This window comes from Bradyrhizobium nitroreducens (assembly GCF_002776695.1).
GTDB lineage: Bacteria > Pseudomonadota > Alphaproteobacteria > Rhizobiales > Xanthobacteraceae > Bradyrhizobium > Bradyrhizobium nitroreducens.
Genome location: NZ_LFJC01000003.1, coordinates 90,987 through 111,195, shown reverse-complemented (window position 1 = coordinate 111,195; position 20,209 = coordinate 90,987). Strand labels below are relative to the sequence as shown.

General features: G+C 65.7%; 17 protein-coding genes. 9 read left to right on the top strand and 8 right to left on the bottom strand.

Annotation, left to right across the window (positions count from 1 at the left end; all coding sequences use genetic code 11):
• Positions 1–50: 50 nt before the first annotated feature.
• A complete protein-coding gene (locus TSA1_RS00515) occupies positions 51–401 on the bottom strand; it encodes a hypothetical protein (protein WP_100174632.1) in 351 nt (116 codons plus the stop codon).
• A gap of 254 nt (positions 402–655) precedes the next feature.
• On the opposite strand from TSA1_RS00515, the gene TSA1_RS00510 reads away from it, so the two are divergent.
• Positions 656–3,271 (top strand): autotransporter outer membrane beta-barrel domain-containing protein, encoded by a 2,616-nt coding sequence (locus TSA1_RS00510; protein ID WP_100174631.1) that lies wholly within the window; start codon positions 656–658, stop codon positions 3,269–3,271.
• Between the two features lie 8 nt (positions 3,272–3,279).
• On the opposite strand, the gene TSA1_RS00505 is transcribed toward TSA1_RS00510, so the two are convergent.
• Positions 3,280–4,269: a Bug family tripartite tricarboxylate transporter substrate binding protein gene (locus TSA1_RS00505; protein ID WP_100174630.1), complete on the bottom strand. Its 990-nt coding sequence runs from the start codon at positions 4,267–4,269 to the stop codon at positions 3,280–3,282.
• Positions 4,270–4,407: 138 nt separating this feature from the next.
• Complete coding sequence (locus TSA1_RS00500) at positions 4,408–5,010, bottom strand: hypothetical protein (RefSeq protein ID WP_145984253.1); 603 nt, start codon at positions 5,008–5,010, stop codon at positions 4,408–4,410.
• Positions 5,011–5,511: 501 nt separating this feature from the next.
• Between TSA1_RS00500 and TSA1_RS00495 the strand changes: the two genes are divergently transcribed.
• Entirely contained in the window at positions 5,512–5,769 is a 258-nt protein-coding gene (locus tag TSA1_RS00495) for a hypothetical protein (RefSeq protein ID WP_100174628.1), read from the top strand.
• 200 nt (positions 5,770–5,969) lie between these two features.
• On the opposite strand, the gene TSA1_RS00490 is transcribed toward TSA1_RS00495, so the two are convergent.
• Entirely contained in the window at positions 5,970–6,905 is a 936-nt protein-coding gene (locus TSA1_RS00490; protein ID WP_100174627.1) for a LysR family transcriptional regulator, read from the bottom strand.
• 144 nt (positions 6,906–7,049) lie between these two features.
• On the opposite strand from TSA1_RS00490, the gene TSA1_RS00485 reads away from it, so the two are divergent.
• Together TSA1_RS00485 and wrbA are read left to right on the top strand one after the other, a co-directional pair.
• Positions 7,050–7,748, top strand: a complete 699-nt coding sequence (locus TSA1_RS00485; RefSeq protein WP_100174626.1) for a pirin family protein — start codon at positions 7,050–7,052, stop codon at positions 7,746–7,748.
• 135 nt (positions 7,749–7,883) lie between these two features.
• Positions 7,884–8,483, top strand: coding sequence for an NAD(P)H:quinone oxidoreductase (gene wrbA, locus TSA1_RS00480; RefSeq protein ID WP_100174625.1), 600 nt, complete (start codon positions 7,884–7,886; stop codon positions 8,481–8,483).
• Between the two features lie 47 nt (positions 8,484–8,530).
• On the opposite strand, the gene TSA1_RS39510 is transcribed toward wrbA, so the two are convergent.
• The 3 genes from TSA1_RS39510 to TSA1_RS00465 form a co-directional block, all read right to left on the bottom strand.
• Positions 8,531–9,676 (bottom strand): GNAT family N-acetyltransferase, encoded by a 1,146-nt coding sequence (locus TSA1_RS39510; RefSeq protein WP_174718676.1) that lies wholly within the window; start codon positions 9,674–9,676, stop codon positions 8,531–8,533.
• Between the two features lie 107 nt (positions 9,677–9,783).
• The gene (locus TSA1_RS00470; RefSeq protein WP_100174624.1) at positions 9,784–11,136 is read right to left on the bottom strand and encodes an O-antigen ligase family protein; all 1,353 of its coding nucleotides are present in this window, start codon (positions 11,134–11,136) and stop codon (positions 9,784–9,786) included.
• Between the two features lie 3 nt (positions 11,137–11,139).
• Positions 11,140–12,240 (bottom strand): glycosyltransferase, encoded by a 1,101-nt coding sequence (locus TSA1_RS00465; protein ID WP_100180896.1) that lies wholly within the window; start codon positions 12,238–12,240, stop codon positions 11,140–11,142.
• 248 nt (positions 12,241–12,488) lie between these two features.
• Here TSA1_RS00465 and TSA1_RS00460 point away from each other — a divergent pair, with 248 nt between their 5' ends.
• On the top strand, positions 12,489–13,475 hold the full coding sequence (locus TSA1_RS00460; RefSeq protein WP_174718675.1) for a glycosyltransferase: 987 nt from the start codon (positions 12,489–12,491) through the stop codon (positions 13,473–13,475).
• 15 nt (positions 13,476–13,490) lie between these two features.
• Here TSA1_RS00460 and TSA1_RS00455 read toward each other — a convergent pair whose 3' ends face one another.
• Entirely contained in the window at positions 13,491–14,519 is a 1,029-nt protein-coding gene (locus TSA1_RS00455; RefSeq protein WP_100180895.1) for a glycosyltransferase family 2 protein, read from the bottom strand.
• Positions 14,520–14,915: 396 nt separating this feature from the next.
• On the opposite strand from TSA1_RS00455, the gene TSA1_RS00450 reads away from it, so the two are divergent.
• The 4 genes from TSA1_RS00450 to galE all read left to right on the top strand — a co-directional run bounded on the left by TSA1_RS00450 (position 14,916) and on the right by galE (position 20,182).
• Positions 14,916–15,710 (top strand): class I SAM-dependent methyltransferase, encoded by a 795-nt coding sequence (locus TSA1_RS00450; protein WP_100174622.1) that lies wholly within the window; start codon positions 14,916–14,918, stop codon positions 15,708–15,710.
• A gap of 291 nt (positions 15,711–16,001) precedes the next feature.
• A complete protein-coding gene (locus TSA1_RS00445) occupies positions 16,002–18,374 on the top strand; it encodes an exopolysaccharide transport family protein (RefSeq protein WP_100174621.1) in 2,373 nt (790 codons plus the stop codon).
• Positions 18,367–19,170, top strand: coding sequence for a WecB/TagA/CpsF family glycosyltransferase (locus TSA1_RS00440; RefSeq protein ID WP_100174620.1), 804 nt, complete (start codon positions 18,367–18,369; stop codon positions 19,168–19,170). The genes TSA1_RS00445 and TSA1_RS00440 overlap by 8 nt, the downstream gene beginning before the upstream one ends.
• Before the next feature lie 19 nt (positions 19,171–19,189).
• Positions 19,190–20,182 (top strand): UDP-glucose 4-epimerase GalE, encoded by a 993-nt coding sequence (gene galE, locus TSA1_RS00435; RefSeq protein ID WP_100174619.1) that lies wholly within the window; start codon positions 19,190–19,192, stop codon positions 20,180–20,182.
• Positions 20,183–20,209: the final 27 nt, after the last annotated feature.

The window sequence follows — 20,209 nt, the reverse complement described above, 5'->3', positions numbered from 1 at the left end:
TCGTCACGCCTGCGGCCGCGCTTTTCTCCGGATCGCGCTCTGGTCAGGGCCTAATCGTCGTTATCGTCGTACGGACGCGGCTGCACCTGCGGAGGCGGCGCATTGTTATAGCGCGGCGGCGGTGCGGGGCGATTGCGTGGGGCCTGCTGCTGCGGCGGCATCTGGTTGTTGGACTGGAACACGGCACGACAGCCGCTCGAGAGCTGCGGCGTGTTCTGCTGCAGGCAAGCCGTGATCCGGCTCACGTCGGGGATCTGGTCGCTGCAGAGACGCCAGACGTCCGGCGTGCAGGCCATCTGCTGTTCCATGGTCCCACGATATTCCTCGGCGAATGCTGCGCCCGGCGCGACGATGCCGCCGATCGCGAGCACGACACCCAGCGCAATCCGCTCTGTTCGCATATCCCGATCCTTCTCGATTCCCACGAATTCTGATCAATCAATGAGGCGGGAGCCGGTTCTGGACCAACAACAAAATGTGAAAACGGGGGCCGGAACCCCGGCCACCCTTGCCGACGCTTTAGTCCGTGGCACCCCAGCAACAGGGCCAAAGCAACCCCCTCTCCTGCGCCTTTCGCCATAGGGCATTTCGCATAACGCCAAGAAGCACGGCGGCCTTCCCGCTAGCAATTGCGCTGGAATGAGGGGAATCGTCGATGCCGACCGCAATAGGGGTCTTTGCGCTGAACGCCACAACGGCCACCATCCTGCGGCAAAAACTGCTCGTCACCGCGGCGCTGGCGCCGCTCGTGCTCGCCGCCCTCCCGGTCCTGATACCCAAGCCGGCGCTCGCGGCCTGCAATGTGGCCGGCACCGGCACGATTGGCGCGCTCGATTCGGGCGATGTCGCGACCTGCACCGGCCTCGGCAACACCGACCACATCAACGCCACCGGCGGCAGCAATGTCACGCTCAACGTCGGCGACGGCACGCCGACCTCGCTCCTGCCGGGCGCCGGCATACCCGCGGTCGTTTTCGACAGCACCATCGGCTCGCATATCACCGTCAGCAATCAAGCGACGGCCTCGACCTACAGCGGCGCGGTTCTGCTCTCCAACGGCTCGAGCCACAACAATGTCACGATCGCGGCCGGCGGGATCGCGGAGGGTACGGGCAACGCCGAAGCGGCCATCGTCATCGACAATGCGAACGACAATCTCGTCAACATTCGCGGAACGGTCGTCGGGACCGGAGGGAACACGACGGGACTGCGGATCAGCGGGACGTCGAGCGGCAATGCCGTCCTCGTCTATGACACCGGATCGATCGGCGGCGGCCATACCGGCGTGCAATTCATCGCCGGCGGCAATACGCTCATCAATGGCGGCACGATTTCGGGCGGCTTCTTCATCGCCATCCAGGGCTCTTCCGGCAGCGACACCATCTTCAACTCCGGCACCATCTCGGGCGGCGGCAGCGGAGCGATCGAGCTGAATGGGGGCGATGATCTGCTCGGCCTCGCTCCAGGCGCGACGATCACCGGGAATGTTCGCGGCGGGAGCGGTACCGACACGCTGAACTTCGGCAGCGTCGGCAGCGCCTCGTTCGACCTCGGCAATCTCGGCCCCGGGCTGCAATATGACGAGTTCGAGCAGCTGAAGAAGAACGGTACCTCCGTCTGGACACTGACCGGCACCACGGCCTTTACCGGCGCGACGAGCGTGGATGCCGGTGGCCTGATCGTGAACGGCACGTTGCCGTCGGTCGTCACCGTCAATGGCGGCTATCTCGGTGGCATCGGCACGGTCGGCGGCATCGTCCTCAACAACGGCGGCATGGTCGCCCCCGGCAATTCGATCGGGACCCTCAATGTCAGCGGCAACGTGACGTTCAACGCGGGCTCGACCTTTCAGGTCGAGATCAACCCCGGCGGCCAGTCCGACAAGATCGCAGCGACGGGAACGGCGACGCTCAATGGCGGCACGGTGCAGATCGTGCCGCTCGGCGCCGGCTTCCTCGCCAACACCCAATACACCATCCTTACCGCGACCGGCGGCGTCAGCGGCACGTTCGCGACGCTGACGACCTCGGGCGGCCCGCTGGTTTCGGGACAGCTCAGCTACGATGCCAACAACGTCTACTTCATCCTGCAGCAGATCGGCGGCTTCGGCACGCTGTCCGGCCTGACGCCTAACCAGACGGCGGTGGCCGGCGCGCTGGATCAGGCGCAGTCCGGCGGCGTATCCGGATCGCTCGGCACCGCGATCAACACGCTTGCTGCACTGGGCACATCAGGCATCAAGGCTGGCCTCGACGATCTCGCCGGGCAAGTCCACGCCGACGGCCGCCGCTTCACGGCCGATCAGGCCGACATGTTCCAGAGCTTCATGTGGAATGCCGGCACGCAGGCGCGCGGCGAGAGCGTGCGCATGTCGGCCTCCGCTTACGCCGAGGCGCCGGCAGACCCGATCGGCAAGGCGCTGCGTGGTCGCCGCGCTGCGCCGGTGCAGAGCGTCTGGTTCGGCGGTTACGGCAATTGGGACAAGGTGGCGGCGAGCAGCATCGCTTTTGGAACGAGCACGACCGTCGGCGGCGCAGCGCTCGGCGTCGACCTCTGGCAGATGCCGGACTTCACGGCGGGTCTTGCGATCGGCGCATCGACCGGCCAATTGCGCGTGGCGGGCCGCGCCGACCGTATCGAGGCCAATGCCGGCCATGCCGGTTTCTACGCGCGCGGCGAGGCAGGCGGCTTCAATCTCGCCTCCGCCATCAGCTATTCCTTCGCGGCACTCGACTCCTCACGCACGATCGCATTCCTCGGCGAAACGGCGACCGCTTCCTCCCGGGCGAGCACCTTCGCCGCATCGCTCGGCATCGCGCGCCCGTTCGAGACCGGATGGGGTTTTACCGCCGAACCGTTCGCCAAGGCCGATTGGTACGCGACAAGCCAGGGCAGCCTGTCCGAAACCGGCGCCCCTGGCGTCAATCAGCTGGTGCGAGGTGGCAGACTGGACGTCGGCTATGGCACGGCAGGCCTGCGCACCAATCACCGCATGACGATGCCGAACGGCCACGCGGCCCGGTTCGGCGCCACCGTCGCCGTGCGTCATGAGTTCACCGGCGCCGCAACCACGACGGCGGCGCTCGAAGGTGCGCCCTTCATTCCGTTCGCGATCACCGGGGTCGAGCGCGCACGCACCGTGGCGCTCACCGGCGCGGAGATCCGGTGGGATCTCACAGCCTCGACATCGTTGAAGGCTTCCTATGAGGGCGCGTTCGCGCCGGGATACGACCGACATACTTTGCGGGGCGTTGTCCGCAGCGAATTCTAGAGCCGCCCCTACTCCACCTTGCCGATCTTCTTCACCGCCGCGATCAGCCGCGTGCTGTCGGTCGCGACGAATTGCGCGAAGGCCGGCGCATCCTGATAGGCTACGAGGCTGCCCGAGGTTTCGAAGGCCTTGAGCACGTCGGGGCTCTTCATCACCTGCCCCATCGCCTCGCGCAGCCGGGTCGCGATCGGCGCGGGAAGTGAGCTCTGTGCGAACAGCCCGGCCCAGATGTACATCTCGACGTCCTTGTAGCCGAGCTCCTGGAAGGTCGGCACGTCGGGGAAGCTCGCGATGCGCTGCGCGCCGCAATTGCCGAGCACGCGCAGCTTGCCGTCGTCGACCTGCGGCTTCAGCGTTCCGGGCGCGGCGGCGATCGCCTGTACGGTGCCGCCGAGCAGCGCGGTGAGCGCAGGTCCGGCACCGCGGAACGGCACGTGCAGCAATTTTATGCCGGCACTGTTCGCAAACATCTCCATCGCCACATGCAGCGTGCCGTAAGGGCCGGAGGAGCCGTAAGTGATCTGGCCCGGGCGCCTCGAAGCGTCCTCGATGAAATCCTGCGCCGTCTTCCACGGTGCGGAGGCCGGCACCGCCAGCAGCGTGGGATCGGCGAGCACGCGCGCGATCGGCATGAACTGCGAGACTTCGTAGGCAACCGGGCGATCGAACAGCCGGTCGGCCTCGGGCAGCACCGCAAGCGAGGACAGCGTCATCAGCAGCGTGTAACCGTCGGGCTCGGCGCGCGCCGCCGCGGCATTGCCGACCGAGCCGCCGCCACCACCGGCGCGGTTGTCGACGATCACGGGTTTGCCGAGAATCCGCTCCAGCGCCATCGCCACCGGGCGCGCCGCAAGATCGGCCTGGCCGCCAGCCGGGAACGGCACGATCATGGTGATGTTGCGCGAGGGGTAAGGAGCTTGGGCAAAGCTTGATTGAGAGCAAGCTGCCTGCGCCAGCGGCAGCACGGCAGCGGCCTTCAGGAGTTCGCGGCGGTTCATTGGTTGGTACCTCCCCGATTGTTTTCGTTGTTGGGAGGCAGCCTAACCGAAATGGATTGTGTTGCGATAGCCGTGCGCTTGCACCCTCCGCGAAGGGGGCCTGGAGAGGGGGTCGACCGGTTGGCCGGATCTCCTCAACTACTGCGACTGCAACAAGGTAGGCAGGCTCTTGTCGAGGACGTTGCCGAGCAGTTGCCGCGTCGACGCGCGCATCACCGGATTGTTGGCGGCTTCCGGCGGTTCTGGCCACTGCGCCCAATCGATACGCAGCGTCGGCGGCCCGGTCATAAAGTTGCTTCCGCTGATCGAGCCTTCGCCGCTCTTCAGAATATCGAAGCTTTGCCCGTCATGAACGTAGATCCGTATGACCGCGTAGATGTCGGCCATGTTGTACAACGGGCTGCCCTTCATGACGCCGATGCCGAAGAATCCACCCTGGCGTATTCCCTTGATCACGACGACATAGCGTTTGCACCCGGCCTGACCGGCAACTTGTCGGACGATGGCGCCGGCCTTGTCGCTGCGAGCGAACATGCCAAGCCCGGGATCGTACGAACTGAATGCGGATTTATCGGCGGCGATCCTGCGGACGACAAAGCCGGAGCCGACCGCGGCCCTCACACGCTCGACAACGAGGTCATCGAGCCCGAAACCGTCGACCGGAACCTCCTTGTTCTCGTTGCCGAACACGGTCACACCGATCTTCTTCACGATGAAGCGATCGCCCAGCAGCGATATCACGCCGACGCACGGTCCTGCAGCTTGCGGCGTGGACCGCGGAGCAGGTGCCGGCTTGGAAAGCGCGTTCTTTGCCGGCTTGGCAACCGTCGCCGGCTGGGCGGCTTGCGCCTGCGCGGGACCGGCCAGGCAGAGTGCGAACAGGACGAGGCAAACAAGACGAAGCATCATGTAGCGGTCGATCGGGTTGTTGAGAAACACGAAGCAGGAAACAAAACGCGGCGCGGATATAGACAACAAAGTCTATGACCGCAACGCGACAGCGCCTGGCGTTTCTTCGCCTTGACAAACTGCTTGGGCAAAGACTCCATCAGCGGCAATGAAGCAGCGGCGCGCAAGAGATCGCGTCGATCCATGATGGTGCCTCCCCCTGATTTTCTTATGTCGCCGCCAGCCTAACGCGCCAGGCGGCAAGAACAAGACGTTTACGAAGCGTTCACCATGTCCGGCCGCGCCAGGAACGCATGCATGGACCCGCTGTTGCCCTCCCGAGGAGAGTGAGCGATGCGGAATCTGGCGACCATCGACGTTGCGCTCGACGAGATGCTGGTGAATCTCGCGGCGATCGTGTTGCGGCTTTCGAAGCCCGAAATGACGCGGACCCCGGAAGCGCGGCGCGCTTTGGCGCAATCCGTCCATCAATACGGCGTCTGCGCCGCACGCTCGCGCGACCCGCGCGTCCACGAATTGAAGACGCAATTGGAGGGCACGCTGAAGCCGACCTTGCGCATCGTCGCCATCGACGGCGTGAAGGTGATGTAGGAACAAGATGCCGTAGATGGGCAAAGGCGCGATCTTCGCGCGCCGTGCCCACGATCACTCGCCGAATTGCCCTGTGCGCGCCGGTATCGAGACATTCTGCGATCCCTCGAGCAAAGACGTGGGCGCGCTGCGCTTTGCCACCCTACGGCAGCTGGATTGCTTCGCTGCGCTCGCAATGACGATTGAAGCCGCTCACTTCCCTACGACGCCTTGGCTTTCGCGCGTGGCCGCCGCTTGCATGTGCCCGGCAGCTTCGCCGCGAGGAAATCGCCGAGCGCTTCGACACGGGCGGGGCGGGGGCCGCCGGGGGGCGTCACCAGATGCACGGCGCCTTCGGCCTGCTTCCAGTCCTTCAGGATGATCTCGACGGCGCCGGAGGAGATGGCCTCGCCGACGATGAACTCGGGCAATTCGGCGATGCCGAGACCTGCGATCAGCGAGGGCATCACGGCCTCGCCGTTGTTGACGCGAAGCAGGCCGCCGGGGCGGACGCTGGCCTGCTCGCCGGCGGAATTGGTGTAGTGCCAGACATTCGGCGTCGAGAGATAGGCGTAACTGAAGCACTTGTGCTCGGCCAGATGCATCGGATGCGTCGGCCGGCCGTGCTTCTTCAGGTATGACGGCGCGGCCACCGTAAAGCGCGGCATGGTGAACAGGCGTCGCGCGATCAGCGAGGAATCCGGCAGCCGCGCGATGCGCACCGCCATGTCGAAACCCTCGCCGATCAGATCGACCGTCGCATCGCTCAAGTGCAGATCGACCGACACTTCCGGATAGGCTTCGAAAAATTCCGGCAGCAGCGGCGCCACGGCCTTGATGCCGAACGTCATGGGCACGGCGAGCCGCACCAGCCCGCGCGGCGCCACCGATTGCGCCAGCGCCTCGTTCTCGGCCGCCTCGCCATCGACCAGCAGGCGCGTGGCGCGCTCGGCGAGCTTGTGGCCGGCATCGGTCAGCGCCAGCCGGCGCGAGGTGCGATTGAACAGCCGGGCGCCGAGCCGCTCCTCCAGCCGCGTCACCGCCTTGGAGACCGTCGCCTTGGACATCGCGAGCTCGCTCGCGGCCCCCGCAAACGATCGTAATTCCACGACCTTTGCGAAAATCGCGAGCGCCTCGAAATCGGGGAGTTTTGCCATGGAAGCCAGCCGATCGGTTATTTTTGGAAACAATGTGTTTCAACAGTTTCTATTTATATACCACAGCTCGAGGCTTATCCAAGGGGGCAACGGCGGGTTCGGCGCCTGATCGCGCCACCCGCCCAGAAAAGAGGATTTTCGCAAATGATCGAACTCAGACCGTTCGACAAGCTCGGCGGCGCCGACCACGGCTGGCTCAAGGCCAAGCATCACTTCTCCTTCGCGAGTCACTATGACCCGAACAACATGGGCCACGGCGCCTTGCGGGTGTGGAACGACGACGAGATCGCGCCGAACACGGGCTTTCCCGCCCATCCCCACGCCAACATGGAAATCATCACCTATGTGCGCGAGGGCGCGATCACCCATCAGGACAGCCTCGGCAATCGGGGCCGCACCGAGGCAGGCGACGTGCAGGTGATGAGCGCCGGCAGCGGCATCCGTCACTCCGAGTACAATCTGGAACCCACGAAGACGCGGATCTTCCAGATCTGGATCGAGCCGACGGCGCGCGGCGGACAGCCGACCTGGGGCTCGAAGCCGTTTCCGAAGGCGGACCGCTCCGGCAGGCTCGTCACCATCGCGAGCGGGATCGAGGGCGATGCCGACGCGCTGCCGATCCGCGCCGATGCCCGGGTGCTCGCGACGACGCTGAAGGCCGGCGAGAGCGCCGAGTATGCGCCGCAGAAGTCGCGGCACCTCTACCTCGTGCCCGCGGCAGGCGCGGTCGAAATCAACGGCGTCCGCGTCAATGCCCGCGACGGCGCTGCGATCCGCGACGAGAGCACGCTCAAGATCACCGCGCTCGAGGACAGCGAGCTCGTACTCGTCGACGCGGCGTAACCACAACAACTCGTCATGCCCGGGCTTGCCCCGGGCATCCATCACCTTCGCAAGGAGCTTTTTCGAGCGGCGATGGGTTGCCGGGTCAAGCCCGGCAACGACGGCAACTCAACTCATCACCCAACGGAGACCACCATGACCAAAGTTCTCGTCCTCTATTATTCCGCCTACGGCCACATCGAAGCGATGGCCAATGCCGTCGCCGAAGGCGCGCGCGAGGCCGGCGCGACCGTCGATATCAAGCGCGTGCCCGAGCTGGTGCCGGCCGAGGTCGCGAAGGCCTCCTATTACAAGGTCGATCAGGCCGCTCCCATCGCCAAGATCGAGGATCTCGCGAACTACGACGCAATCATCGTCGGCACCGGCACCCGCTTCGGCCGCATGGCCTCGCAGATGGCGAACTTCCTCGACCAGGCCGGCGGGCTCTGGGCCAAGGGCGCGTTGCACGGCAAGGTCGGCGGCGCCTTCACGTCGACCGCGACCCAGCATGGCGGCCAGGAGACGACGCTGTTCTCCGTCATCACCAACCTGCTGCATTTCGGCATGGTGATCGTCGGCATGAACTACGGCTTTGCCGGCCAGATGAAGCTCGACGAGGTCACCGGCGGCGCGCCCTATGGTGCCACCACGATCACCGGCGGCGACGGCAGCCGCCAGCCCAGCGCCAACGAGCTCGCCGGCGCGCGCTACCAGGGCCGCCAGATCGCGGAGACCGCCAAGAAGCTGCATGGCTGAGCCGCACGGCTGATACGATCGCGGCATTCCCGTCCGGGAATGCCGCTTCAACGTATTCCCTTGCCCATCGCCCGCGCCGCGAGGGCGGCAGCCGCGGGATAGCGGCGCAGGCCCTGTGCGGCGTGGTCACGCCAGGCGTAGGGCAGACCGCGCCAGGTCAGGGCGACACTGACATCGGTCAGCGGCACCCGCTCGGCGCCGAAGCGCCGCTTGTAGTCCTGATTGCCGATGCTGAGGTCGAAACGGCGCACGCCCTCTTCATGCAGCGCCGCCATGGTGCGCTCGGCGACGAGCAGCCCCGGCGAGCAGCTCGACCATGAATCACCGCCGTGGCTGATGCGGAGCAGGTAATAGGTCGCGCCGTGCCTGACGCCGAGCGCGGTGGCGACGACGCCTTCGTCGCACACCAGCGCCGTGAGGACCGCATAACCTTCCGCGACGCCCTGGCGGGCGACCTCGCGATAGAATCGCGCATGAGTCTCGTCGTTGAGAACGAACGGCGAGCCCAGCTTTCGCATGCGCGCCTGCTGCTGGACATCCATCACGTCCATCAGTTCATGCGCACGCGCAACATTGGTGGCGATCTCGAACCGCGCGCCTTCGTGCCGGCTGAAGACGCGCCAGCAACGCGGCATCTGCATGCGCTTGATCGAGGCCTGATAGTCCGCATAGTCGTCGCCCATCAGCACGAGATTGCCGTTCAGCGAGCAGGACCCGATACGCCCGAGCGACACCAGCGGATTTGGCCTGCCGCCGAGCTGGGCCGGCATCTTCCGCAGGCGAAGCAGATCGAAGCGGTCCGGCAAGGCTCGCAGCGCCGCGACCAGCGCCCTGCTGATTGCCTGCGCCGCCGCCGCGTCCAATGCGGCATCGACCGCGAGGATCGGCGCGTTGTTGTCGGAGACGCCGAGATCGGCGAACTCGACGATGCGGATGCCGCGCCTGACATGGCTGATCATCGGCACCACCGCGATGTCCTTGCCGGTGGCGGCATCGGAGATCACGGCGATCAACGGCGCGACGTCGTCGAACGCCTGATACCAGGCATCGAGCCAGTACCCATGCTGAAAGGCGGTGCGATGCCCTGCATTCAGGCGCGAAGCGGCCTCGCGCCAGTCGCGCACGAAATCGATCGCGATGTCCGAGGTGGCGGACACAACACCATCCAGTTGCTCGACGCTGAGAAACGTCATCGGCGGGGCATACGATTACTGAATGTTTCGGGATAGGTCATGTTTTGTCGCAGACCGGCTTATCGTTAAGCCATTGCCACGACGGACAGCCCTGGATGCGAACGCTTTCACGGCACTGGTTCCGTTTGGGCGACGCATTGGAACCTGGCCAGGAAATGCAGACCGGCCACGGCCAGAGCAAACATGAACCAGATCGGATTCTGCCGTTCGAGCAGGAAGGTCTCGGTCGCTCCATAATAAAGGCCGAACAGCCACACGGTCAGGAATAGCTTGGCCAGCGCGCGGCTGTGGTTATGCGTCCGGGCTGACTGGAAATTGCGAAGCGGTGCGAGCACGAAGACGAGGATCACGAGCATCAGTCCCGGCAGGCCGATGGTCACCGCGAGGTCGAGATAGCTGTTGTGGCTGTGTGCCGCCGAGGTCGCCCATTCCGCACCTTGCGCCGTCTGCCGCGCGGTGACGTCGTCCCAGAAGGCCGCATAGCCGTGGCCGATGATCGGCTTCTCGGCGACCGCCGCGAGCGCGAACTCCCAGATGTCGGAACGGCCGGTGAAGGTGGGATCGAGCGGAAGTAGCCGCGTGATGGCGCCGAGCGCGGGGCTCAGGACACTGCCGACCGTCAGCAGGTTCATCACGATCAGCGGAACGAAGCAGATGATCCGCTTCAGCCACAGGCCAGGGGTGACATAGACCAGCGAGGCGAGCGCGTAGATCGCAAGGCACAGCACCGTCGAGGTCTTGCCGCCCGTGAAGATCAGGAAGATGCCGGCGAGCGCCGCGATCGCAGGACCCATCACGAAGGAGCCGACGGCGGACAGATAGATGCCGACATAAACCAGGATCGTCATCACGGGCGAGGCGATGTTCTTATGGCCGAAACTGCCGCGCCAATCGCCGGCGAGCTGCGGCTCGGTGATGTCGAGCGCCGTATGGATCGCATAATGCGGCGCGAGGAAGACGCCGAGATAGCAGAGCGCGAGCAGCACCAGCGCAGCGGCACCCAGGCACAGGTTGAAGCTGCGCTGCGACGGCGGCAGCAACGGCAGCAGGACGGCGAGCGATGTCACGCTGGCGGCGAGCACGAACCGCTGTATCGAAACGCCCGGGCTCTCGGAGAGGACGATGTTGATCAGCAGCCAGCCCGCGAGACAGAGATGCAGCGGCGTCACCAGGCTCTTCAGCGCAGGCGCATCGGTGCCAGCAGCGAACAGCACCGCGACCGCGGCCAGAAGGCCCCAGGAGATATAGGCCAGCGCCATTCGCCCACCGACGACGGTGGTCACATCGGGATTGCGCAGGTCGGGAAACGGATCGAGCGTCACCATTACCAGCAGCAGGGCGGCGACGGCGACGAGACAGCGCGCGGCCTGCATGGCGTTCAGCTCCGCCAGCCCATCGCGAAAGGCACAGCCCAATGATCGGGCCTCGAGGTCAGTGATGTCGGCGGCGCTGCGGTCCATGGTTCAGGTCATCTGGTGACGCCGGTGAAGCTCCACGTCCTGGCTGACCTCTGCCAGGCGTCCGTCAACGGGTCTGCCGGCCGTCCGCGTCGCCGGCTGCCGCATGATGCTCCGTGCGATCTCGTAATATTGCAGCGCCCGTTGCTCGAGCGTGAGGTTATCCAGGATATAGCCTCGCGGATCGAAAGCTCCCGCGGCACAGCCGGCCCAGAAGTCGTCCCACCCGGCCTCGAACCCGGCGATGTCGGTGAACCTGGCGCCGCAGCGATCGTCCCAATACGGCACCGACGACACCGGCGCGAACTGCACGCGGTGCGGATAGTAGTCGGGGTCCCGCCAGGGCCCGCCCGGATCCCAGGCGAAGACAGGCACGCCGCAAGACAGGGCCTGCTGATAGGCGATGCCCTGGCTCTCGTTCTGGCACAGAAAGATCATCGCGCGCGAAGCCGCCAGGGCGGCCTGGAAGTCTTCCTCCTTGTAGCTGCCATAACGCAGCTCCGTGAACGAACGTCCCTCCCTGACGAGCCGGGCCCGAACGGGCTCGATCAACTCCGGCGCATAGCGCTCGCGATCCCAGTGGACCTTGTCGTAGACCAGTACGTCGACTGTCTTCCGCGAAGGGTGCGACGGCGCCCAGAGATCGGTGTCGATGCCGATCGGCCAGGCTTCGGTGTCGGGCCAGTGCGGCCGGTACATGTCGACGTACCAGGGGCCGGGCACCACGACCTTCTTCACCGGCAGACGCTTGAACAGGTCAGGGTCGTCGAGCGGATGATTGTGGGCGGCGACGCCGAGCAGGATCGGGTTCTTCCACGCGAACTTGTCGAGCAGGAAGGTGCGGCCGATGATGCAGGCGAGCTCGTCGGGGTGCTGCGCGATGTAGCCGTAATCGTTGACGCGGTAGCGGATCCCGAGCCGGTCGAGCCCCGCACAGAGGTTGAGGAACACGCGAAGCTGTCCGCTCATGCGCGGCTCGCCGAGCAGCAGGCGGCGCGCCATGCGCCGCAGATGCCGGTCGCCGGGAAACCAGCGATCGTCCTTGTCCTCGTAGAAGAGGTTGAGGATCATCGCATCGGGGTCGTGTTCGAACGTCTTTGCGGGCACTGGATCCATCCGCGGCAACCTGATGCGCATTCTCGCATGAGACAGGCCGTCACTCTCCTCGAAATTTGCCACAGGCTTAATGCCAGCGGCTTAACGCTATTTGACGAAACCGGCGCCGCGATGGCCTTCCCGGCAACCATTCGCGTGCGATGCGGGTATCATCCGCGAGCAACCAAGGTTGCGATCGCCCGCGTTTCAAGTGCGGCGGATGCGCCCTGGTTAACAGATCATTAAGGGCGAGCAGTAGCGTGATCACCGCCGAAGACGTTCTCGAATTGCCGGCCGCCTCTCGCGTGGGGCCGGCAGCGCGTCAGCCGCTGCCGGCGACGTCGGTCCCGCTCGTATCCGTCGTCATTCCCGCCAAGAACGTCGCGGCCTATATCGGCGAAACCCTCGCCAGCGCGCTCGCGCAAGGCGAGGTCGGCGAAGTGATCGTGGTGGACGATGGTTCCACCGACAACACCACCGCAATCGTCCGTGCCATTCGCGATCCGCGCCTGCGGTTGATGGCAAACGACGCCGCCGGCGTGTCGGCGGCGCGCAATCTCGGCGCGCGATATGCCAGCGGCGACTGGCTGCTCTTCCTCGATGCCGACGACCGGCTCCGCCCCGGCGCGGTGGCTGCATTGCTGACGGTCGCCCGCAGCGCGCCGCGCGCGGTTCTGGTCTATGGCGACTACAACACGATCGACAGCGAAGGGCGCCAGATCGGCCGGCGTGGCCTCTTGAAAGGACGCCGGAAACCGTCCGGCGACGTGCTGACGCGGCTTGCCGCCGGCAATTTCATCGTCAATGGCGGCATCGCGCTCGCACGCGCGGAAGCCTTCCGTGCCATCGGCGGCTTCGATACGTCCCTGAGATATTGCGAGGACTGGCATTGCTGGTGCCGCCTCGCCGCGATCGGCGAATTCGAGTTCGCGCCAAAACTGCTGCTCGATTATCGTCTGCACACCGCCAACACCATGAACGCCGCGGTGCGGACGCCGAAAGACTTCTTCCCGGCCATTGCGCGGGTGTTCGACGACGGGTTGATCCTGGCGAGATTGCCGGAGAGCATGACGGCCGGGCTGCGCCTCGCCGCCGAGATTCATCTCGTCACCTATTCGGCGATGCAGGCGGTGCGCTTCGGCAGATATCGCGACGCTCTCTCATATCTCGCCATGATCGGCCAGCGCTCGCTGAAATCGCTGCCCCGCGCCACGCTCAGGGTCGCCCTCGCCCGTTTCGGGATCTGACCGACTGCCTCGGCGTCACGACACGATCTTCGAGGCCTCGTAAGGCTTCGGCTCGATCCCGAACGCTGCCAGCAGCGAGCCGAACGCAACCAGCACCGGGTGCATCGCGACGACGGCTTTCGACGACGTCAGCAGGCCGGCAGCGCGAACCAGCGACAGCGGCAACCGTCCCAGCATCTGCGCGAACACCCGCGCCCGCGCCGCCGAACTGCGCGCGGCCTTGACCTGCACACGGTAATTGATCGCGCCGATGCGCAGGCCGCGCTTTGCGATCCAGCCGAGGCTGGTGCGGCTTTGCGGCACGGTCTCGGTGATGACCGCCTCCGCCGTCCAGTGGAAGATCATGCCGGCGTCACGGCAGCGCACGAAGAAGTCGCAATCGCCGCCGCCGAGGAAGTTGAAGCGGAGGTCGAACGCCGGACGGTCGGACCGCTCGAAGGCCGCGCGCGTGATCAGGCAATTGCCGCAGCCGTAGATCAGCGGCACCGCGCCGGAATAATCATAGGCGGGACGGAAGGCGGGATGACGCGCCAGCCACGGCTTGCTGTTGTCCTCGAACACCGGCAGCACCGGGCCGCCGACCACGTCGGCCCCGGTCGCCTCCGCGGTGCGGACCATCAGCTCGAGCCAGTCGGGTGAGGCGATCTCGTCGTCGTCGATCATCAGGAAGCGGGTGGCGGCGGGAAACAGCGCCTGCGCCGTCTCGAACGCGGCGTTGATCGCCTGGCAATTGCCCTGCCGCCTCTCGACCAGGCAGACGCCCTGCAGCCTGCCCTCGGCCAGGAACTCCGCGGCGACCGGCGCGCTCTCGCGCTGCGCGGCATCGTTCTCGACCATGACGACCGCAAAGGAGCGCGGAGTGCGCTGGTTCGCCAGCGAGTCCAGCGTCAGCCGCAGGTGCTGCGGACGACGGAAGCAGGGAATGCAGACGACGATACCGACCGACAGGTCGATGATTCGGGAGCTCGCCGCGATCTCACGGTTGGGATCGCGCACGGCATCCGAGATGCGCGTGGTGGACAGCTCTGTCGGGATCAATGTCATGACGTTCTCAATGTCCGAGATATGTTGAAAAAGCCCTGCTTCGATCACGCGTCCTGCGATGGCACATCGCCGCGGGACAGATGCGTCCCAGAATGAACGGCCGGTCGAGGCGCGTCAGCCCATGGCCTCGCGCCGATCTCATGGCCGCCCAGAAACAAATTCATGCGTTTAACCGCTTTGCCCGGTTTCTCCCGCGAAATCATGCGCGCGTGGTACTGCAAGTCGCGGTCCATGCGGCGACAACGACCCAACATGAACAATACCGTAGTTAATGCACATGCGCATTAACCGGGCCGTAAGCACTGCCACCGGTGAGACCGCGCGGCATCGGATTTGCTCTTCGGGCAAGCGAGTTTTTTCCTGTAAATTTGATTAGAACAAGCGCGGTCAGAGAACATGAACAAGCCAGCCACGATCGATTTCGCAACAGCCACGGCGATCCGGATTCCCGCAGGCCCCGTCCAGGCGCTGCACGATCTCGTTCCCGGCGAAGCGCGCGACAGCCTGCTTGCCGTTCACGACGTCCTGCGCCGCGAGCTACCGAAGGACCCGCTTGCCATCTACGAAGCCGGCGGAGGCTCGTGCAGCGTGCTGCCGCCGGAATTGCTCGGTCGCAGCAAGGTCACCGTCGTCGACATCGACGAGGACCAGGTCCGCAACAACACCTACGCGGACGAGGCGATCCTCGGCGACGTACAGACCTACCGTTTCGGCCGCGAGACCTTCGATCTCGTGATCTGCTACAACGTGATCGAGCATCTGCCCCATGTCGACGCCGCGCTCCTGAACTTCCGCGATGCGCTCAAGCGCGGCGGCATGATCCTGATCGGCGCCCCCAATCCGCGCTCGCTGTCGGGCGTCGTCACCAAATATTCGCCGCACTGGTTTCACGTCTGGTTCTACCGGCACATCCGCGGCATCAAGGACGCGGGCCTGCCCGGCGAGCCGCCGTTCCCGACCTTCTTTCATCCGCTGGTGACGCTGCCCCGGCTCGAAGCCTTCGCGGCCGCCAACGGCCTCGAGATGGTCTACCGCCGCGAGGTCGAAAGCCCGCGCTATCCGGAGATGCGTCGGCGCAAGCCGCTGTTCGCGGCCCTCGTGGATGCCGGCGCCACCCTGCTCAATACCATGCTGTCGCGCGGCACCGACGTCCGCCGCGGCGACTATCACGTCATTCTGCGGAAGATCTGACCATCATGGCGTGCGCGCGGCCCATTGCAGGACAAAGGAAGCCTCGCGGCCGTGCCGTGCGCGGTAACGAACGGTTAATCTTCACGGAGCCCCTGCATGTCGGACGTCACGAGGACGCATCGCGGAGCGGCAAGCGTTTAAACGCTTTGTTTGCCATTTCGGTGAATAGTCCCTCGGTGAGTATGGTTAATTTTCCCTGTTGCGTTGATTGGGCCCCTATATCCCGGGGGCGTGGCGTAGAGCGAAGAGTAACCCCTCAGCCTGCGGCATTTGGAATGAAAGCTGGGGATCATGCTTGACTATAACCAGCCGATAGATCGGGCGAGAGCCGAGCCCCCGCAACAGAGATCTCAGGCCGGCTTCAACGTGCTGGAGCTCGCCAATCTGCTCTGGCGGCGCAAGGTCGCGATCGCCGCGGCTGCCCTGCTCGGCGCAACGCTTGCCGTCACCATCGGCAAGAGCATGACGCCCCGCTACACCGCCACCGCCCAGCTCTATGTCGACCCGCGCGAGCTGCAGCTCGTCGACCGCGAGCTCACGCCGCGCGCGCAGGACGTCTCCGGCATGTCCATGGTGGTGGAGAGCCAGGCGCGCCTGATCACCTCCAACAGCGTGCTGCTCCAGGTGATCCAGCAGGCGGGCCTCGACAAGGATCCGGAATTCGGCGGCGGCGGAAGTGCTAGCCCAATGTCGTCGCTGCTCGGCCTGATCGGTCTTCAACCTGCGGCGCCCTCCGCCGCGGAGAAGAAGGAAGTGCAGTTGGCGGCACTCGACGCGCTGAACCGGCACATCACCATCCGCAAGACCGAGAAGAGCTTCATCGTCGACGTCGAGGTCTGGTCGACCGATCCGGCGAAAGCGGCGATGCTCGCCAACACGCTGACCAGCGCCTATCTCGCCGAATCCCGCAACTCGCAGGCTTCGGCGGCACGGCGCGCCACCAACGATCTGTCCGGTCGCCTCAAGGAGCTGCGCGAGCGGCTGCGCAGCGCCGAGACGGCGCTCGCCACCTACAAGGCCCAGAACAATTTCGTCGGCACCCAGGACGCGCTGATCAGCGATCAGCAGCTCTCCGCCAGCAACCAACGGCTTTCCGCGGCACGCGCGGCCACGATGGATGCCCAGGCGCGGCTCGACCAGATCGAGGCGAGCCGGCGCACGGCCGCCGATGCCGGCGCGAATTCGGAGGCGCTGCAATCGCCGACCATCGCGAATCTGCGCGCGCAATATGCCGACGCCCGCAAGAAATATGCGGAGCAGGCCGGCGAGCTCGGCCCGCGCCATCCGGCGCTGCGCCAGACCGAGAAGCAGGTCGAGGATCTCAAGCGCGCCATCAGCGAGGAGATCGACCGCTTCGCCCAGTCGGCCAAGAACGATCTGACGCGCGCCCGCGACTTCGAGGCCTCGCTCAACCGGGCGCTGGAAGCGCAGAAGCGGCAAAGCGTCCAGCTCAGCCAGGCCGCCGTGCGCCTGCGCGAGCTCGAGCGCGAGGCCGATGCCAGCCGCGACGTCTACCAATCCTTCCTGAAGCGCTCGCGCGAGACCGAGGAGCAGGAGACGCTCAACACCTCGGCGGCCCGCGTGATCGGCGAGGCGACGGTGCCGCAGCGACGCTCGTTCCCGCCGGCGATGAGCCTGTTCGCTATGATCGGCTTCATCTTCGGCGCGCTCGCGGCCGCAAGCTGGTTTGTCGCGGCCGAGCTCCTGTTCGCCGGCGCGACGGCACCGGTCCCCGCACCAGCCCGCCGTGAGCGCAAGCCGGTGCCGGAGAAGGCGCGCGCGCCCGAGGTCTTGCCGGCTGCGGAAGCGCCGCGGCCTCAGCAGGCTTCGGAGCTTGCAGAAGCGGCGCAGGCGCTGCCCGAACTCGCCGCGCCGTCGCTGCAGCCAGCGATGGTCGAGAAGCCGTTGATCGAAAAGCCCTTGATCGCGCGCCTTCAGGAGGCCGACGTCATCCACACGCTCGGCGCCATTCTTGCCACCGGCGGCGGTGTCGACCTCACACGGTTGGGCTGGCCAACGTTGCGGCCGGGCTTTCCCCTGACGAAGCTGCTCAACGCCTGGCGCGACATGCGCGCTGCCGTGGCCCGGCGCGCCGAAGGCAAGGCGATGCCCGTCGTTGCGCTCGTCGGTGCCGGCGAGACCACGGGACGCAGCGTGGCTGCGCTGAATTTCGCGCTCGCAGCCGCGCGCGACGGCGCCCGCGTGCTGATGATCGATGCCGACCATCAGGCCCACGCGCTCTCGAACAAGATTAGCCGCCCCGGCAAGAGCGAGCCCAGCAGGTTCGGCTGGCTCTCGATCGGCAGCAAGGCCGCACGCGAGATCAAGACGGTCAACGGCATTTCGGTGCTGCCCGCCGGCGAAGGCGATGCCGGCAAGGCGACTGATGCGATCCGCAAGGCGATTGGTCAGGCGCGCGCGGCGGGGGGCTACGACCTCGTCGTCCTCGACGGCCCCGCGATGCCGCTTGTCGCCGGCAGCCGCAAGCTGCTCGACGAAGTCGACGCACTGGTGGCGGTGCTGCCGACCAGCCTCGACATCAATGACAGCCTGGAAGAGATCCTGGCCGGGCTCGGCCGCGCCGAGCGCAAGCTCGTCGGCGTCGTGCTCGACGAGCTCACACCGGCGGTCGAAACGCGCCAGCGAGGCAGACAATATGCTTGAGCGCCGCGTCAACATTGATGGACGGGCAGCGACGGCCGAGGTTCCGCGGATCACCGTGGGCGGGCTCCGCATGGCCGCGATCGACCTGGAAGCCACCGCCGATTTCATGATCGAGGCGACCGATCCCGACAATCGCATCGGCCGCCCGCTGTTCCTGACCTCGGCCAATGGCGAGGTTCTGGCGCGCTGCTCGACCGAGCCGCAGACCGAACGCCTGTTCCGCGCCGCCGACCTGATCAACGCCGACGGCCAGCCGCTGGTCGCCGCCTCGCGACTGCAATCCTGGTTTCCGCTGCCCGAGCGCGTTGCGACCACGGATCTGTTCCATGTGGTTGCGCGCAAGGCGGAAGCGGCCGGCCGCACTTTCTACATGTTCGGCGCCAGCGAGGACGAGAACATCGCCGCCGTCGAGAACGTCCAGAAGCTCTATCCCGACCTCAAGATCGTCGGCTACAGCCACGGCTATCTGCGCGGCGACGCGCTGCGCGCGAAGGTCGAGGAGATCAACGCGCTTGCGCCTGATTATCTATGGGTCGCGCTCGGCGTGCCCAACGAGCAGGCATTCGTGAAGGAGTTCACCCCGTACCTCACCAATGTCGGCGTTATCAAGACATCCGGCGGCCTGTTCAACTTTTTGTCGGGCAGCCGTTCCCGTGCGCCGCAATGGATGCAGAAGATCGGGCTTGAATGGGCCTGGCGCACGCTGCTCGAGCCGCGCCGCCTGTTCTGGCGCTATTTGACCACCAACCCCCGCGCGCTCTATCTTCTCTTCAGCCGCAACCGACCCGTCCGCTAAGAGAAGAGCAGAAGACGACATGACAGACCGACCGACCGTCCTCGTCACCGGGGGCGCGGGCTATATTGGCTCGCACGCCTGCCGCGCATTGACCGCCGCCGGCTATCAGCCCGTCGTTTATGACAATCTCTCGACAGGCCATCGCAGCTTCGTTGCAGGTCCCCTGGTGACGGGCGATCTGCTCGACGGCGCGGCGCTGGCGCGCGCCTTCGCCGAGCACAAGGTCACGGCGGTGATGCATTTCGCGGCCGCCAGCCTCGTCGGCGAGTCCATGACCGATCCGCAGAAATACTATGTCAACAATGTGCAGGGCACGCTGTCGCTGCTGCAGGCGATGCGCAACGCGAATTGCCACCGCATCGTGTTCTCCTCGACCGGCGCCGTCTACGGCAATGCCGATTCCAAGGAGCTGCCGGAAGACTTTCCCTGCGCACCGATCAATCCCTACGGCGCGTCGAAATGGATGATCGAGCGGATGCTGGCCGATTACCGCTCAGCCTACGGCTTCGGCGCGTTCTGCCTGCGCTATTTCAACGCCAGCGGCGCCGATCCCGCCGGCGGCATCGGCGAGCTGCGCGACAACGAGACCCATCTCATTCCCCGCGCCATGATGGCGCTGCAGGGCCATGTCGACTTCGCAGTGTTCGGCGACGACTACGACACGCCCGACGGAACCGCGATCCGCGATTACATCCACGTCACCGACCTTGCCGCAGCGCATGTCGCGGCATTGAAGCTGCTGGAAGGCGGGCATGCCGGCGGCAGCTTCAATCTGGGCACCGGCTCCGGCTTCTCGGTGCGCGAGATCCTCAATGCGATCAAGCAGGAGACCGGACGCGAGGTGCCGCACACCGTCAAGCCGCGTCGCGCCGGCGATCCGACTTATCTGGTCGCAGATCCTTCCGCTGCGAGAAAAGTGCTGAACTTCGTGCCGCGTCACTCCGACCTGCCTACGGTGATCCGCACCGCCTGGGCCTGGCACCAGAAGGCGCATCCGTTCAGACCGCGTTAGGCCATCGGCGCGCCCGCGCCTTGCTTC

What these genes read in the sequence shown, in the direction of transcription:
- TSA1_RS00515 (WP_100174632.1), bottom strand. Translation starts at nt 401, where the DNA reads ATGCGAACAGAGCGGATTGCGCTGGGTGTCGTGCTCGCGATCGGCGGC.
- TSA1_RS00510 (WP_100174631.1), top strand. Translation starts at nt 656, where the DNA reads ATGCCGACCGCAATAGGGGTCTTTGCGCTGAACGCCACAACGGCCACC.
- TSA1_RS00505 (WP_100174630.1), bottom strand. Translation starts at nt 4,269, where the DNA reads ATGAACCGCCGCGAACTCCTGAAGGCCGCTGCCGTGCTGCCGCTGGCG.
- TSA1_RS00495 (WP_100174628.1), top strand. Translation starts at nt 5,512, where the DNA reads ATGCGGAATCTGGCGACCATCGACGTTGCGCTCGACGAGATGCTGGTG.
- TSA1_RS00490 (WP_100174627.1), bottom strand. Translation starts at nt 6,905, where the DNA reads ATGGCAAAACTCCCCGATTTCGAGGCGCTCGCGATTTTCGCAAAGGTC.
- TSA1_RS00485 (WP_100174626.1), top strand. Translation starts at nt 7,050, where the DNA reads ATGATCGAACTCAGACCGTTCGACAAGCTCGGCGGCGCCGACCACGGC.
- wrbA (WP_100174625.1), top strand. Translation starts at nt 7,884, where the DNA reads ATGACCAAAGTTCTCGTCCTCTATTATTCCGCCTACGGCCACATCGAA.
- TSA1_RS39510 (WP_174718676.1), bottom strand. Translation starts at nt 9,676, where the DNA reads ATGACGTTTCTCAGCGTCGAGCAACTGGATGGTGTTGTGTCCGCCACC.
- TSA1_RS00470 (WP_100174624.1), bottom strand. Translation starts at nt 11,136, where the DNA reads ATGGACCGCAGCGCCGCCGACATCACTGACCTCGAGGCCCGATCATTG.
- TSA1_RS00455 (WP_100180895.1), bottom strand. Translation starts at nt 14,519, where the DNA reads ATGACATTGATCCCGACAGAGCTGTCCACCACGCGCATCTCGGATGCC.
- TSA1_RS00450 (WP_100174622.1), top strand. Translation starts at nt 14,916, where the DNA reads ATGAACAAGCCAGCCACGATCGATTTCGCAACAGCCACGGCGATCCGG.
- TSA1_RS00445 (WP_100174621.1), top strand. Translation starts at nt 16,002, where the DNA reads ATGCTTGACTATAACCAGCCGATAGATCGGGCGAGAGCCGAGCCCCCG.
- TSA1_RS00440 (WP_100174620.1), top strand. Translation starts at nt 18,367, where the DNA reads ATGCTTGAGCGCCGCGTCAACATTGATGGACGGGCAGCGACGGCCGAG.
- galE (WP_100174619.1), top strand. Translation starts at nt 19,190, where the DNA reads ATGACAGACCGACCGACCGTCCTCGTCACCGGGGGCGCGGGCTATATT.